Below are 14,620 nucleotides of genomic sequence, written 5' to 3'. Positions count from 1 at the left end.
CATGCCGGCACACACCGGGCCCGCCCCTCTCCTGCCGTCCGGCCAGGACACACCACCGCCCGGCCAGGACACACCACCGCCCGGCCGGGACACGCCGTCCCACGGCCGGGACGCACCGTCCCCCGGGCCCGGCCCGCGGCACCCCGAGCCCGACCGCGAGCCCGACCTGCGCCACCACGGCGATGCCGAAGTGCGGGGTGCGGAGGACGGATTGACGGATTTGGCGGTCAATGTCCGTACCGGCACTCCCCCGGCCTGGCTCAAGGCCGAGATCGCCGCCTCCCTGGACGGCCTGGCCGCGTACCCCGACGGCCGCGCGGCACGCCGGGCGGTCGCGGCCCGGCACGGCCTGCCCGTGGAACGGGTGTTGCTGACATCGGGGGCCGCGGAGGCGTTCGTGCTGATCGCGCGCGCCGTGCGGGCCCGCCGGCCGGTCGTGGTGCATCCGCAGTTCACCGAGCCCGAGGCGGCGCTGCGGGACGCGGGGCACGACGTCGGGCGGGTGCTGCTCGACGCGCACGAGGGCTTCCGGCTGGATCCGGCCGCCGTGCCGGAGGAAGCCGATCTGGTCGTCGTCGGCAACCCCACCAACCCCACCTCGGTCCTGCACCCGGCGGACACCCTGGCCTCCCTGGCGCGGCCCGGCCGGACGCTGGTGGTGGACGAGGCCTTCATGGACGCGGTGCCCGGTGAGCGGGAGACGCTGGCCGGGCGCACCGACCTGCCGGGTCTGGTCGTGCTGCGCAGCCTCACCAAGACCTGGGGGCTGGCCGGGCTGCGGATCGGCTATGTGCTGGCCGCCCCGGACACCATTGCCGCCCTGGAGCGCGCGCAGCCGCTGTGGCCGGTCTCCAGTCCCGCGCTGGCCGCCGCCGAGGCGTGCTGTACGCCGCGGGCGCTGGCCGAGGCGGAGGCGGCGGCCGGGGAGATCGCCGGGGACCGGGCGCATCTGCTGGCCCGGCTGGGCGAGTTCGGACAGATCCGGGCGGCGGGCCCGGCGGCGGGTCCGTTCGTGCTGATCCGGCTGCCCGGCGCGGACGCGGTACGCGCCGCGCTGCGGACCCGCGGCTTCGCGGTACGCCGCGGTGACACCTTCCCCGGCCTGGGCCCCGGCTGGCTGCGCCTGGCGGTACGGGACCGGGCCACGACGGACCGGTTCGCGGCGGCGCTGGCCGAGGTGCTCCGCTGAACCCTGCCGTCAAGGTCCCGTCTCTGCCTTGCGAGAGGGATAACCTTCACCCAAATAACCGTTAAGGCAATGCCCTGAGTGGCGAATGGGACATTGCCGCGATCTCCCGTGACTCATCGGGTCATATCGACAGCGATGCCCGTCAACATGTCAACGTAGGCTCTGAAGCCCACAACCAGATCTTGAGAAACGGCGTCACGCACAGCCCGAATTGACCAACAGCACCCCCTCCCAGTTGCCAGTCCCGTGTGCGACCAATTCCCCTCATCACGCCTCGGATGTGACGCGCCGCCGCATGAATGCCGGGGATCTCACGGCCACGTCCAGCCAACTTCCCGCATCGCCCGGGCCCGCTGTATTCCTGCTCCTATGCGCGTCGCTGCCTCTGCCGGGTTCCAGTAGCGATCCGCCGCGGTGGTCTGGTCGGGGTGCTTCCGGTAGAGGAGGCTCGGCTCCGCGATGAATTCACCGGGTGCGACAGCCTCCGCGGCAAGCAACAGGGCCACTCCTTCGGCTCCGGTCAGCGCATGCCAACCACCCAGCGCGAGCACCAGAGGGCGGCGCGCGGCGAACGTCGCAGCCTGCACGGACAGACGCTGTTCCACCACCTCGTCGAAGAACCTGCCGGGCTCGACAGGGCCGCCCGGAGGGTCGTACGGGCCCGGTGACGTACTGCCGTCCTCGTGGAGGTCAAGGCACGCGGATACGCACCACGGAACGCGTTCCAATGTCTCGATGTCGCGCTCGAGGGCTCCCGGCAGCAAGACGTCGTCCGCGTCCAGTGTCCGGACCAACTCGCCGGTCGCACGTGCGAGGGCGTGCGTGCGTCCCACCGCGGCGCGCGCCGGCAGGCCCGACTCGACCGAGATCCTGGAATCCTGGGGAAAGATGCCGTCGGTGATTCCGGTGTGGCCGTCCTCTTGGACGTACCAATGCCATTCCCAGTCGCCGGGAAGTTTCTGCTCGCGCAGAGATTGATACGTCTCATCAATATAATGATGGCCGCCGTCGTGCACAGAGGTAATTATGCTGATCGTTGACATGGGGAACTCCCTCTCCAAAGGCCGCCGGCGTGACCGCAACTGATCATGGTAACCGGGGCATGGGAGCTGACAAAGCGTCAATTTCTTTGCCAGTGAGGGATGGGTGATCTGGTTCCTCAGGGGTGGTGGTAATTGGGCCGAAGCCGTGGGAGATGAGACAAGAGCCGCGGCGGTACCCGGCACAAGTGAGGTGCGCCGCACCCGGCCGTCTCCGGCCCGGTACGGCGCACCTCGGGCCGTACTCCGCGCGCGACGCCCCCACAGCACCGGCGCGGTGTACGGGGTCCGTCAGCCGCGGCCGCCCTGCGCGGCGTTGCGGCGCCGTCGGGCATAGCCGACCGCCCCGGCGCCCGCGGCGACCAGCAGGGCCGCGCCCCCGGCGAGATACGGGGTGGCCGAACTGCCGCCGGTCTCCGCGAGGTTCTGGGTGCCGGGCCGCGAGCCGGTCTGCTGCACCTCGGTGCCCTTGCCCTCGGCCGGCTTGCTGCCACCGTCCGGCTCGGTACCGCCGCCAGTGCCGCCGGAGCCGTTGTGCTCGGGCGCCTTGACGCCCGGCGCGGTGCAGGTGGCCCGGGCCAGCGTGACCCCGCCGCGCACCTCGGCAACGCCGAGCTTCAACGGGTTGAGGGAGACCTTGAGGTCGAGCGCGGTGGCCGCGGCGCTCTTGGACAGGACGTTCTTGCGGGACAGGTCGAGCCGCACCTCGCCCACGCCCGGCACCTCGACGTGTGTCGTCCCGCCCGCCGTGAGCCCGACCCGCTTGCCCAGGACGAGGACGTCACCCAGCACGTTCGCCTCGGCCCGGGGCCGCTCGCCCGCCTCGCACACCGCCTTGGCGGTGACCTGCCGGACCTCGACCAGGGACCGCAGCGCCAGACCGGGCACCTGCACCTTCGCCTTCACGAGGTGGGCGTAGCCCTCGGCCTTGTGGCGGTCGGCGGTGGCCCGTGCGGTGGCGGCATCGGCGCGCAGCACGCTGAACGGCTTGCCGTGGTCGATGCCGTCGAGGCGAACGGTGAGGGCGGTCCTGGAGGCCGAGGCCGGGGCGTGCACCTCGTTGAGGACGGCGTTCAGCGGGACGTCGAGCGTCTTGTGGAGCAGCCCGACGTTCAGGCCGGTGCGCAGCACGACCGCGTCGGCGGTGCCGCGGGCCGGGCCGTGGTCTCCGGTGGCATGCGCGGGCACGGCGCCCAGCAGGAGGGCGGGACCGGCCGTGAGCGCGGTGGCGACGAAGGTCGCGGCGAGGCGTCGGGGCATGCCGAAGGAGCGGGCGGGACTGGTGGACACGTGTGTGGAACCCTCACAGGAGAAATGGAGCCGCCGGCCGCGCCATGGGGGACATCACGCGGGCCGACGACCTCGACCCGCACATCGTGTCCGCACGGAGGGTGAACGGGGAGCCACGTGGCGTCAGTTCATCCCAATGGGTGGTTTCCGCGTATTTATTCGATTCTTGCGGCACGGGGCACCACACTCGCCCCAGCGGCCCCACCGCCCGGGTGACCCGGGTTGACCGGGCCGGATGACGCCGGGACACCCGCTCGGGACCCCGGCGCCACCCGCTGCCGGGCGGCTACCCCACGACCTGCCCGCGCAGCACCACCCGCCGCGGCGCGGCCAGCACCCGGACGTCCTCGCGCGGATCGCTGCCGTAGACCACCAGATCCGCCGGAGCGCCCTCGGTGAGGCCGGGGCGGCCCAGCCAGTCCCTGGCCCCCCAGGTGGTGGCGGAGAGGGCCGCCACGGCGGACAGACCGGCCTTGGTGAGCTCGGCGACCTCGTCGGCGACCAGCCCGTGGGCGAGCGCGCCGCCGGCGTCCGTGCCGGCGAACACGGGCACACCGGCGTCGTAGGCCGCCCGTACGGTGTCGTAGCGGCGCGCGTGCAGGCGCCGCATGTGGTCCGCCCAGCGCGGGAACTTCCCCTCGCCGCCGGCCGCGAGCCGCGGGAAGGTGGCGATGTTGACGAGCGTGGGAACGATGGCGACACCACGCTCCGCGAACAGCGGGATGGTGTCCTCGGTGAGTCCGGTGGCGTGTTCGATGCAGTCGATGCCGGCCTCGACCAGCGGGGCCAGGGATTCCTCGGCGAAGCAGTGGGCCGTCACCCGGGCGCCCAGCCGGTGGGCCTCGGCGATGGCCGCCTCGACCGCCCCCTGGGGCCAGCAGGCCCCCAGATCGCCCGTGGAGCGGTCGATCCAGTCGCCGACGAGCTTGACCCAGCCGTCGCCGCGGCGGGCCTCCTGGGCGACATAGGCGACCAGGTCCTCGGGCTCGATCTCGTGCGCGTAGTTGCGGGTGTAGCGCTTGGTGCGCGCGATGTGGCGGCCGGCCCGGATGATCCGCGGCAGGTCCTCGCGGTCGTCGACCCAGCGGGTGTCGGACGGGGAGCCGGCGTCACGGATCAGCAGCGCGCCGGCGTCACGGTCGGTGAGCGCCTGCTTCTCGCTGGTGGCGTCGTCCACCGGGCCGTGCGCGTCCAGGCCCACATGACAGTGGGCGTCGACCAGGCCGGGCAGCGCCCAGCCCGTCACGGTGATGGCATCCCGTGCCATCACCGGCCGGTCGAAGGTGACCCGGCCGCCAACCACCCACAGCTCGTCGCGCACCTCGTCCGGCCCGACGAGGACCCTCCCCTTGAGGTGCAGCACCGCACCTTCACTCATGGACGTCATAGGGGCACTGTAGGCGGCGTCACCGCCGCTGTGACCCGTACGGCCACACCGGCCGCAAGGCGGCATTCCCCCGCCGTTTCCCGGGATTGCCACAGCGCGTGCCGCGCTTTTCACCCCGGTCGCTCTCCGTACATCTTCCGCACGTTCTGCGCACGCTTCCGCCGACGTTCTCCGCGCGCTTGCGGACATCGTCTCGCGCATGTTCTTACGGGTCTTGCCATCGATGTGCCGAGCAGGTTTCGATGGGCCTTACGCCCAGCCTTCGGGGGGCGAATTCCCAATTACTCGTGCGTACAGCTTCCCGTATTCTTCTGCCCGCTTTTCCGCACCCCAAACGCCAAGATTTCGCTAGTGGCAAGTTCCGCAATTCGGACGGATCTCATCGGTGTTACGGAGCTGTGACCGACTACACAACGTGTCCGTTTCGCCCCGAACATCCCCGTCAAATCGGGACATCTCGCGGTGGGACCGCGCGTACGGGCGCCCCCGCGCGATAACACATCTTCGGCGCTTCTGTAACCCCTGCCCACGATGCAATTTCCTTTTTCCCTGGGTAAATTTAATTTCTATGACCGCCGCACAAGCAGACCATGCAGGTGCCCGAAGCGATATCAGAGAATTGCCGGAGGGCTTCAAGCTCGACACCCCACGCGTGGAGGACGGAGCCGCGATCTGGCGTATCGCCCGCGACTCGAAGACGCTGGACCTCAACTCCTCGTACAGCTACCTCCTGTGGTGTCGCGACTTCGCCGCCACCTCTGTCGTCGCCCGCGACACGGAGGGCGAGCCGGCCGCTTTCGTCACCGGATACATCCGCCCCGAGCGCCCGGAGACCCTCGTCGTCTGGCAGGTAGCCGTCGACGACGCGCACCGTGGCCAGGGGCTGGCGGCCGCACTCCTGGACGGGCTCGGCGCCCGTGCCAGGGACGAGCTGGGCATGCGCTTCGTCGAGACCACGATCACCCCCGACAACGCCGCATCCAACCGGTTGTTCGCGTCCTTCGCCGAGCGGCACTCAGTGCCGATCAAGCGCGAGGTGCTCTTCGACGCGGGGCTGTTCCCCGAGCAGGGCCACGAGCCGGAGGTGCTGCACCTCATCGGCCCGTTCCGTCCACCGGCCCGCCCGGAGCACTGACGCCACCCAAGGACCGCGCGGCCACCGCGCCGCAGCGGCCATGCGGGACCCGGCACCACACCCACGCGACACCGCCGGCACCGCCCAGCCCCACAGACTTCCTGATCCTTTTCGCCACTCATCTCCCAGGAGCATGTTGTGACCATCACCCAGCCCGATCTGAGCGTCTTCGAGACCGTGGAGTCGGAGGTCCGCAGCTACTGCCGTAGCTGGCCCACCGTCTTCGACCGCGCGCAGGGCAGCCGCATGACCGACGAGGACGGCCACACCTACCTCGACTTCTTCGCCGGGGCCGGCTCGCTCAACTACGGCCACAACAACCCCGTGCTCAAACGCGCTCTGATCGACTACATCGAGCGGGACGGCGTCACCCACGGCCTGGACATGTCCACCACGGCCAAGCGGGCGTTCCTGGAGTCGTTCCAGAACATCATCCTGCGGCCCCGTGACCTGCCCTACAAGGTCATGTTCCCGGGCCCGACGGGCGCCAACTCCGTCGAGGCCGCGCTCAAACTGGCCCGTAAGGTCAAGGGCCGCGAGTCGATCGTGTCCTTCACCAACGCCTTCCACGGCATGTCGCTGGGCGCGCTCGCCGTCACCGGTAACTCCATGAAGCGGGCCGGTGCCGGTATCCCGCTGGTGCACGGCACCCCGATGCCGTTCGACAACTACCTCGACGGCACCTACCCGGACTTCCTGTGGTTCGAGCGGCTGCTGGAGGACCAGGGCTCCGGCCTGAACACCCCCGCCGCCGTGATCGTCGAGACGGTCCAGGGCGAGGGCGGCATCAACGTCGCCCGTCCCGAGTGGCTGCGTGCCCTCGCCGACCTGTGCGAGCGCTGGGACATGCTGCTCATCGTCGACGACATCCAGATGGGCTGCGGCCGTACGGGTGCCTTCTTCTCCTTCGAGGAGGCGGGCATCGTGCCGGACATCGTCACCGTCTCGAAGTCCATCAGCGGCTACGGCCTGCCGCTCGCGCTCACCCTGTTCAAGCCTGAGCTGGACATCTGGGAGCCGGGCGAGCACAACGGCACCTTCCGCGGCAACAACCCGGCGTTCGTCACCGCCGCCGCGACGCTGGACACCTACTGGGCCGACGGCCAGATGGAGAAGCAGACTCTCGCCCGCGGTGAGATCGTCGAAGCACACCTCAAGGCCATCGCCGAGGAGCACCCGGACGCCATCGCCGAGTACCGCGGCCGCGGTCTGGTGTGGGGCATGGAGCTCAACGACAAGCCCGTCGCCGACAAGATTGCCAAGCGCGCCTTCGAGCTGGGTCTGCTGATCGAGACCTCCGGCCCGGAGAGCGAGGTCGTCAAGCTGCTGCCCGCACTGACGACCACCCCCGAGGAGCTGGACGAGGGCCTTCGGATCCTCGCCCGCGCGGTCCGCGACTGCCTCTGACCACTCCAGAGCCCCTTACCGTTCCACAGAAAGGCACCGAGTCACCGTGATCGTCCGATCCTTCAAGGACATCGAAGGCACCGACCGCCACGTCAAGGCCAAGTCGGGCACCTGGGAGAGCAAGCGCATCGTGCTCGCCAAGGAGCGCGTCGGCTTCTCGCTGCACGAGACCACCCTGTACGCCGGTACGGAGACCTCGATGTGGTACGCGAACCACATCGAAGCCGTACTCTGCGTGGAGGGCGAGGCCGAGCTCACGAACGACGAAACCGGCGAGAAGCACCTCATCACGCCGGGCACGATGTACCTGCTCGACGGGCACGAGAAGCACACCATGCGGATCAAGAAGGACTTCCGCTGTGTCTGTGTCTTCAACCCGCCGGTCACCGGCCGCGAGGACCACGACGAGAACGGGGTCTACCCGCTGCTCACCGAGCCCGAGCCGGAGTCCGAGACGGTCTGAGGCGATCGGCACCCGCCTGCCCCGTCCGGCAGATGAGGAAGGCACGCCCACACGCAAGGAAGCCAGAGCCCGTACGAGAGGAGAGGAAGGCAACACCATGACCACCGCACCCGAGCGCACCGCCGACCTGTACCCGACCCGTGGGACCGCTGAGGTCATCACCCCGCGGAAGGACCCGGTGGTGTGGTCGCAGCCCGGAGCGGCCGGCCCGTTCGCGCCGTCCGAGCTGAGCGACTTCGAACGTGACGGCTTTTTCGCCATCGGGGAACTGCTCACGGCGGAAGAAGTCGCGGTGTACCGCGCCGAACTGGACCGTCTCGTCCTCGACCCGACGATGCGCGCCGACCCGCGCTCCATCGTCGAGCCGAAGTCCCAGGACGTGCGGACCGTGTTCGAGGTGCACAAGATCAGCGAGGTGTTCGCCAACCTGGTCTCCGACCCGCGTGTGGTCGGCCGTGCCCGTCAGATCCTCGGCTCGGACGTCTACGTCCACCAGTCGCGGATCAATGTGAAGCCGGGCTTCGGTGCCTCCGGCTTCTACTGGCACTCGGACTTCGAGACCTGGCACGCCGAGGACGGTCTGCCGAATATGCGCACCGTGTCGGTCTCGATCGCCCTGACGGAGAACTACGACACCAACGGCGGCTTGATGATCATGCCCGGCTCGCACCAGCACTTCGTGGGCTGTGAGGGCGAGACGCCGAAGGACAACTACAAGCGGTCCCTGCAGATGCAGGACGCGGGCATCCCGTCGGACGAGGTGCTGACGAAGATGGCGGACAAGCACGGCATCCGTCTCTTCACCGGCAAGGCCGGCTCGGCGACCTGGTTCGACTGCAATGCCATGCACGGCTCGGGTGACAACATCACGCCGTACCCGCGCAGCAATGTCTTCATCGTCTTCAACAGCGTGGACAACGAAGCGGTGGAGCCGTTCGCGGCGCCGGTCCGGCGCCCCGAGTACATCGGAGCCCGGGACTTCACGCCGGTGAGGTAGTCACGGCGGAGTACGGGTGGCGCGGCTGCCGCACAGCAGGGTCTGTGCGGCGGCCGCGCTGGTGTGAGCGGGGGCCGGTCCGGGCTACCCCAGCAGGGCCAGCAACCGGTCCACGTCGTCCGTCGAGTTGTAGAGGTGGAAGGCCGCACGGAGCAGCCCGCCGCGCACCGAGACCCGCACTCCCGCCTCGGTCAGCCGCTGCTCCGCGTCCGCGATCCCGGGGGTGGAGACGATCGCCGAGCCGGGCGCGGGGCAGGGCGTCAGACCGCGGTCGGCCAGGCCCGCGCGATAGTGGTCGGCGAGCGCGGTGTTGTGGGCGTGGACGGCCGCCACACCCAGCTCGCCGAGGAGGCCGAGGGACTGCTCGGCGCCCACATAGGAGAGGTAGGCGTGCGGTTCGTCGAAGCGCCGGGCGTCGGCCGCCGGCCGGATCGGGCCGTAGGTGGATGTACCGATGTCCTCGCCCGCGACCCAGCCGGCGTGCAGGGCGGCGGGCCACTCCCCGCCCCGCCCGATGTCCCCTCCGAACGCCATGAAGGTCGTCCCGCGCGGGCACAGCAGCCACTTGAAGGCCCCGGCGACGACGAAGTCGAAGTCGGCGGCACGCAGCGGCAGCCAGCCGGCGGCCTGGGTGATGTCGAGGTAGGTGCGCGCCCCGTGGGCCCGCGCCGCCTCGCGGACCGCCGCCATGTCGGCGATCCGCCCGTCCAGCGACTGCACGGCGCTGAAGGCGACCAGCGCGGTGCCGGGGCGCACCGCATCGGCAAGCGCCTCCAGCGGCACGGTGCGCAGCTTGATCCCGGGGTGGGCGGCGAACGGATTGAGCAGGGAGCTGAAGTCGCCCTCGGGAGCGAGCACTTCGGCACCGGCCGGGAGCGAGGCGGCGACGAACGCGGACTGCACCGCGACCGAGCTGCCGACGGCGACCCGCTCGGCGGGAACGTCCAGCAGCCGGGCGAAGGCGGCACGGGAGGCATGGGCGGCGGCGAAGTAGTCGCGGCCCATGGTGCCGTGGGAAACGGATTCCCCGACGGCGGCGCGCAGGGCGGCGGCACTGCGTGCGGGAAGGAGCCCGCTGGAGGCGGAGTTCAGATAGGTCGTCCGGGGCTCGAACTCGTCCCCGCCGAGTGACGCACGTCGCTGCATGCCCCCACTGTGCTCGGTGATCCCCCGGCGCGTCCATGACCGGGGCCGTATCGGCGAAGTTGGCGCGGTAGAAGGCGTCCAGCACGGCGTTCTGGCGCCGGGCGCGCCGCTTATTCACTCTTGGGGAGCGCCTTTAATCCCTGGTAGGCCTCTCGCAGGTCGGGCGCTTCCGGCAGCTGACGCTGCTCCACAGCCATAACGACTTCAAGAGCGCGCCAGTGATTCGACGGAACAATGCGGCCGGACAGTATGGCCCGCTGCGCTGCGTTGCAAGCCTCATCCAGCCGATCACTTCCGAGCAAAGCCAGCGCCAAATCAATATTTGCCGAGGCCACTCGACGCGGCCATTTCTCCACATCGTCAGCGGGTGCGAGTCTGGCGATTACCTGACGTGCGTAGTCTTCCGCTGCGGGATCACCGACCCACGCAAGCGTCGTCGCTGTGTAAGCCAGGGCCTTACCCGGATCGTATTGGTAATGATGCTCGGTGCCCTTATGTGGGACCATCCCGGCCGACATCCGATGGACTCGCTCTATGGCCGCGTAGGTTTCCGGCCCTTCTCCGAGTCGCGCTCTGACCCTTCCCTCTTGCGCTGTGGCTTGAATGGCAGCGGAAGTTCCGGCCGGCGCCAATTCCTGTGCAATCAGTGAGAGGTCCAGGGCGCGGGCGTAATCACCTTCCGTAAGGACTCGCCAGGCGTCGGTCTCGTAACACCACGCCTCAATCTCTCGGTGCTCCGCGTGCTGTGCGAGAGTGGCGGCTGTCTGCAAGCGGGCTGTCGCTGCGTGGTCCTGGTGCAGGTCGATATGCAGTGTGGCGCCCAATAGCTGAAACCAGCCTCCGACTAAATAAAGGCGGCGCTGTTCTGCAAGAGTCATGCGTGCATTCATGAGGTGGGCCACGTATGCGGCATGCTTGCGCACTCGTTCGAGCAGGTCTCGCGGAGGGGAAGCAGGGTATTTCATAGCGAGTTCATCGAATGTGCGTTCGAGGTGATTCAGCGTCTCTTTGCCCACGTCACTGGCTGATACTCGCCGCGCTAGTTCGAGCGCATCGAATTCATCGTCGCTGTTTGGTGACGGGGTAATGAGCCACCCATCACGTGACGGCGGCGCGTATGCGTCGGGCACCAGCAGTGCGTCAAGTTCCACCGATGTGATCGACAACGCCTTTGCGATCTTCGGGCGCTGCCAAGGTTGAGGGTCGTTTTTCCCGTTCTCCCAGCGCTGGACGGTTGAGCGGTCGACGCCGACCGCTTCCGCGAATTCCTCTTGGTTGAGCCCGCATGCTTTCCGGCGCTCCGCCAGCCCCCGCCGCCGACTGGCCATCGTGGCCCTTCCCCTCTCGCGCCGGTGCGTCTTCCCTGGCCAGCGTAGCCAGTGAGGCCAGGCTGCGGCAGGACTGCGGCCTTTCTGCTGTGGCGGTAGACGACTGATGGCGCTTTTGTGGGTCATCGCCCAACAACAGACGCAGACTTGATCGGACGAGCAGGTTGGCGACCATGGCGAGCCAGACCACAGCGCAGACGAACACCGTGCAGGAGAAGCCTGTCGATCTCCCGTTGACGCTGGAGCCCGACCCCAAGCCCACCCCCGGCTGTGCCCACTGCGACAAGGTGGCCATAGACCGGGACCGGGCCAAGGCGAACGGCGACGGTAGCCGTGTGAGTGACTGCAACGTCCGCTTGCGTCGGCACTTCTCGGACGCACACTGATGGGCACGGTGCCCGCGCGGCGTCAGGAGCGCCCCACGCGCCCGCTCCCGGCCCCGGAACTGGTCAGCCTCATAGGCAAACCCGGATGGCGAGCACACGGCCTCTCCGACTGGTTGGTGGGAACGGTACGGCGGAGCGCTGGACATGGTCTCGGGGGTGGTCTGCCTCCCAGGCCCGACGCATCCCCCGTCGCCTTTCCACCCCGAGGACTGCCCGAACTGCGTCCCGCCTCTGTCGGGTCCGTAGAAGCTCGGGCGTGACCCACACCCCAAGGCATAGGTTGTGCCAGCGTCGCAAGCGTCTAACCCGCTTGCCCTGTCGAAAGGGTGCGTATGAAGCGAATTATTGCCCGAATGTGGAAGCTCATTCGCGGTCCTCTGCAATGGCGCGTCCTGTGGTTCGCTCACGCCAAGTTCATGATTGGCGTAACGGGCATCGTTCGCAGCGAGGCGGGCGAAGTCCTTCTTCTCAAACACCGGATGTGGCCCGCTGACCGGCCATGGGGACTTCCGACCGGCTACGCGGTCAAGAGCGAGGAATTCCCGAAGACCATTGTTCGGGAGGTCCGGGAAGAAACCGGCCTTGAAGTTGTGCCGGGGCGACTGGTGCAGGTGACCAGCGGCTACAAGCTCCGCGTGGAAATCGCGTACGAGGCACTTCACGTGGGTGGAACTCTCAAGCTCGACGGCTTCGAGATCCTGGAGGCGAAATGGTTCAGCCCGGATGCGCTCCCGGATGGGATGCAAGACAGTCACATTCAGCTCATCAAATCAGGAACGTCGACTTAGCGGAACTCGCCCCGAACGAGTCCGTAAACGGCGCTGAGACAATGGCAGCGCTGGCGGCCATGCGTGCTGACGTGTCCCCCCTCACGGGAAAGCACCCCGCCCACGTGTTCCGGCCCCTCTCGGAAGTGCTCAGCCGGTGGGCGGCCGACGGAATCGACACCACGCCTTTCCATGTCGGCGTCGAAAACGCCGAACGACGGTACGCGATATGGGCTGACGGTGATGCTGCCGCTTGACCGCGTGTTGGTCGGCTGCGAATCCTCGCGCGCTGGCGCCTCCGGCGGATTCCACCACCCGGACCAGGGATACCGGCACCTTCAAATGGCGGCCGTCATCACCATGTTCGGACCCATGGAACACCCGAATCCCGAATGCCCTGCGTTGGCACTTCTCGACCTGCTGCGTGCGTACGCCCATGACTGCCTTCACTACGGGTCGCGTCGGCGGTATGTGGAAGTGGCAGGCGCGCCCGTCCGCACTCAGTACGGGATTAACTACCGCCGAACAGGCGGACAGTGCTACTCGGCTGCTGACAAGCGCGGAAGCCGCCACACGCGAAACCTCGGGGTCGTTATGGAAGGCGCGTGCGACAGAGAGGCGCGCGCCATCACCCGGCAGACGGCCGAACGCTTCGGCGTGACGGAACCCTCGGACGTTCTCGGCGCACTCGCGTTCCGGGATGTGACGGGGACGCTGACCGAGGAGGACACCGGGCGCGTGGTGGACCTGCTGGAAAGTACAGAGCAGACGCGGTACGCGGCGGCGCTCAACGGCTACGAGCGTGGCGTCAATCGCCGGTACGCGGTGTTCCTGGAGGAGTACGCCCCGGGGAAGAAGACGACTTCCACGCCATCCTTCTCACGGCCATCATCAGCGGTGATATGGGGGCGCTGGGAGCGTGGTTGGACGATCGGCACGGCCCTGGAACCTTCATGGGCCTGTTCCGTTCCCCCGGCTACTTCGAACCCATCCTGACCGCGTAGGCGGCCCCTGATCGGCCCCGTCCGTGCGCTGCCCCCGTGGCGCACGGGCGGGGCTCCGTCGTTGCCTGGTCATGGCCGCTGGTCAGGCATGCGCGGGAACCTGGCGTTCCCATGGTTCACGGGCAAGCGATGTCGGACCAGATTTCGACGCGCATGAGCTGACTTTCCTCGTGAGGGTGGCTCTATCGCAAACTCGTCGACATCACCCATCCGTGGATCCGGGCGCCTCCCAAACCCATCGACAAGTGACTTCACTACGCCGGCGAGCTGGTGACCTGCTACCCCGGTCAGGGCCAGCTGACCCACAGAACTGCCTGCCTCGATTGCCGGCCGCCTTCGCAGGCGGCCGGTAATCCCATATTCGCGCTGCTACCACCAGGCACTTCGGGTCCAGGGCACGCTCGGCCGTCGCGTCGTGTGAATGGACCTCAAGAGTCGAGCACGGCGGCGACGGCCTCAATCTCGACGAGCTGGTCCTTATAGCCGAGGACGGTGACGCCCATCAAGGTGCTGGGGACGTCGTGGTCAGCGAACGAGTCCCGGACTACCTCCCAGGTAGACACCAGGTCCTCCCGCCGGGCCGATGCGACGAGAACCCTTGTACTGATGACGTCCTGGAGTGACGCGCCGGCGGCAGCGAGAGCAGCCCGCATGTTCTCGACGGCTTTCAGCGCCTGGCCCGCGTAGTCCCCGATCGCTGCCGTCGAGCCGTCGTCGTTCAGGGGACACGCCCCGGCGAGGAAGATCAGGCGGGAGTCGGCGGGAGCCGTAGCTGCGTAGGCGTATTCGGCGACGTCGGACAGGGAGGCGGAGCGGATCAGAGTGATGGCACGAGCCACGGTCGTCGGGTCCTTTCCCCTTGAGTCTTGAGCGCGGACATCCTGCCAACGGCCCGTCGACACCCGCCTCCCGTTTTCGCGCCGGGCCCACGGCAACGCCGTCAATTCTGGTCGACACTCGTGGACCCGGTGATCACCAACTGACTCCGGAATCCCTCGAGAAACGCTGTTCCTAGAGATCAACGAATCCATGAGGGATGTGTCCGCGTGCACCGCCGGGCGACGGCGGGGTATTCCCGGGG

General features: G+C 68.5%; 14 protein-coding genes. 8 read left to right on the top strand and 6 right to left on the bottom strand.

The window, feature by feature from the left end; genetic code table 11:
• Window position 1 precedes the first annotated feature (1 nt).
• On the top strand, window positions 2-1,189 hold the full coding sequence (gene cobC / locus OHS81_RS28470; protein WP_328387840.1) for an Rv2231c family pyridoxal phosphate-dependent protein CobC: 1,188 nt from the start codon (window positions 2-4) through the stop codon (window positions 1,187-1,189).
• A gap of 311 nt (window positions 1,190-1,500) precedes the next feature.
• Here cobC and OHS81_RS28465 read toward each other — a convergent pair whose 3' ends face one another.
• The 3 genes from OHS81_RS28465 to OHS81_RS28455 form a co-directional block, all read right to left on the bottom strand.
• The gene (locus OHS81_RS28465) at window positions 1,501-2,232 is read right to left on the bottom strand and encodes a glycosyltransferase family A protein (protein WP_328387838.1); all 732 of its coding nucleotides are present in this window, start codon (window positions 2,230-2,232) and stop codon (window positions 1,501-1,503) included.
• Between the two features lie 288 nt (window positions 2,233-2,520).
• Window positions 2,521-3,489 carry an SCO1860 family LAETG-anchored protein gene (locus OHS81_RS28460; RefSeq protein WP_328391481.1) on the bottom strand — a complete coding sequence of 323 codons (969 nt, stop codon included), beginning with the start codon at window positions 3,487-3,489 and terminating at the stop codon, window positions 2,521-2,523.
• Between the two features lie 316 nt (window positions 3,490-3,805).
• Window positions 3,806-4,897, bottom strand: coding sequence for an amidohydrolase family protein (locus OHS81_RS28455; RefSeq protein WP_328391479.1), 1,092 nt, complete (start codon window positions 4,895-4,897; stop codon window positions 3,806-3,808).
• Window positions 4,898-5,474: 577 nt separating this feature from the next.
• Here OHS81_RS28455 and ectA point away from each other — a divergent pair.
• The 4 genes from ectA to thpD all read left to right on the top strand — a co-directional run bounded on the left by ectA (window position 5,475) and on the right by thpD (window position 8,908).
• Window positions 5,475-6,041 (top strand): diaminobutyrate acetyltransferase, encoded by a 567-nt coding sequence (ectA, locus tag OHS81_RS28450; RefSeq protein ID WP_328387836.1) that lies wholly within the window; start codon window positions 5,475-5,477, stop codon window positions 6,039-6,041.
• Between the two features lie 138 nt (window positions 6,042-6,179).
• Window positions 6,180-7,448: a diaminobutyrate--2-oxoglutarate transaminase gene (gene ectB / locus OHS81_RS28445; RefSeq protein WP_328387834.1), complete on the top strand. Its 1,269-nt coding sequence runs from the start codon at window positions 6,180-6,182 to the stop codon at window positions 7,446-7,448.
• A 46-nt stretch (window positions 7,449-7,494) separates the two neighbouring features.
• Entirely contained in the window at window positions 7,495-7,911 is a 417-nt protein-coding gene (locus OHS81_RS28440) for an ectoine synthase (RefSeq protein WP_328387832.1), read from the top strand.
• A 97-nt stretch (window positions 7,912-8,008) separates the two neighbouring features.
• Complete coding sequence (gene thpD, locus OHS81_RS28435; RefSeq protein ID WP_328387830.1) at window positions 8,009-8,908, top strand: ectoine hydroxylase; 900 nt, start codon at window positions 8,009-8,011, stop codon at window positions 8,906-8,908.
• A gap of 84 nt (window positions 8,909-8,992) precedes the next feature.
• Here thpD and OHS81_RS28430 read toward each other — a convergent pair whose 3' ends face one another.
• The gene (locus OHS81_RS28430) at window positions 8,993-10,054 is read right to left on the bottom strand and encodes an aminotransferase class V-fold PLP-dependent enzyme (protein ID WP_328387828.1); all 1,062 of its coding nucleotides are present in this window, start codon (window positions 10,052-10,054) and stop codon (window positions 8,993-8,995) included.
• A 110-nt stretch (window positions 10,055-10,164) separates the two neighbouring features.
• Window positions 10,165-11,382, bottom strand: a complete 1,218-nt coding sequence (locus OHS81_RS28425) for a helix-turn-helix domain-containing protein (protein ID WP_328387826.1) — start codon at window positions 11,380-11,382, stop codon at window positions 10,165-10,167.
• A 173-nt stretch (window positions 11,383-11,555) separates the two neighbouring features.
• Here OHS81_RS28425 and OHS81_RS28420 point away from each other — a divergent pair, with 173 nt between their 5' ends.
• The 3 genes from OHS81_RS28420 (at window position 11,556) to OHS81_RS28410 (ending at window position 13,531) form a co-directional block, all read left to right on the top strand.
• On the top strand, window positions 11,556-11,768 hold the full coding sequence (locus OHS81_RS28420; RefSeq protein WP_328387824.1) for a hypothetical protein: 213 nt from the start codon (window positions 11,556-11,558) through the stop codon (window positions 11,766-11,768).
• A 332-nt stretch (window positions 11,769-12,100) separates the two neighbouring features.
• Window positions 12,101-12,556: an NUDIX domain-containing protein gene (locus OHS81_RS28415; protein ID WP_328387822.1), complete on the top strand. Its 456-nt coding sequence runs from the start codon at window positions 12,101-12,103 to the stop codon at window positions 12,554-12,556.
• Between the two features lie 171 nt (window positions 12,557-12,727).
• Window positions 12,728-13,531 (top strand): hypothetical protein, encoded by an 804-nt coding sequence (locus tag OHS81_RS28410; RefSeq protein WP_328387820.1) that lies wholly within the window; start codon window positions 12,728-12,730, stop codon window positions 13,529-13,531.
• Window positions 13,532-13,967: 436 nt separating this feature from the next.
• Here the strand turns inward: OHS81_RS28410 and OHS81_RS28405 are convergent, their stop codons facing one another.
• On the bottom strand, window positions 13,968-14,378 hold the full coding sequence (locus OHS81_RS28405) for a RidA family protein (RefSeq protein ID WP_328387818.1): 411 nt from the start codon (window positions 14,376-14,378) through the stop codon (window positions 13,968-13,970).
• Between the last annotated feature and the right edge of the window lie 242 nt (window positions 14,379-14,620).

It is taken from the genome of Streptomyces sp. NBC_00400 (assembly GCF_036048035.1).
Classification (GTDB): domain Bacteria; phylum Actinomycetota; class Actinomycetes; order Streptomycetales; family Streptomycetaceae; genus Streptomyces.
The sequence above is the reverse complement of the archived record's forward strand: the minus strand, read 5'-3'. Positions and strand labels throughout refer to the sequence as shown.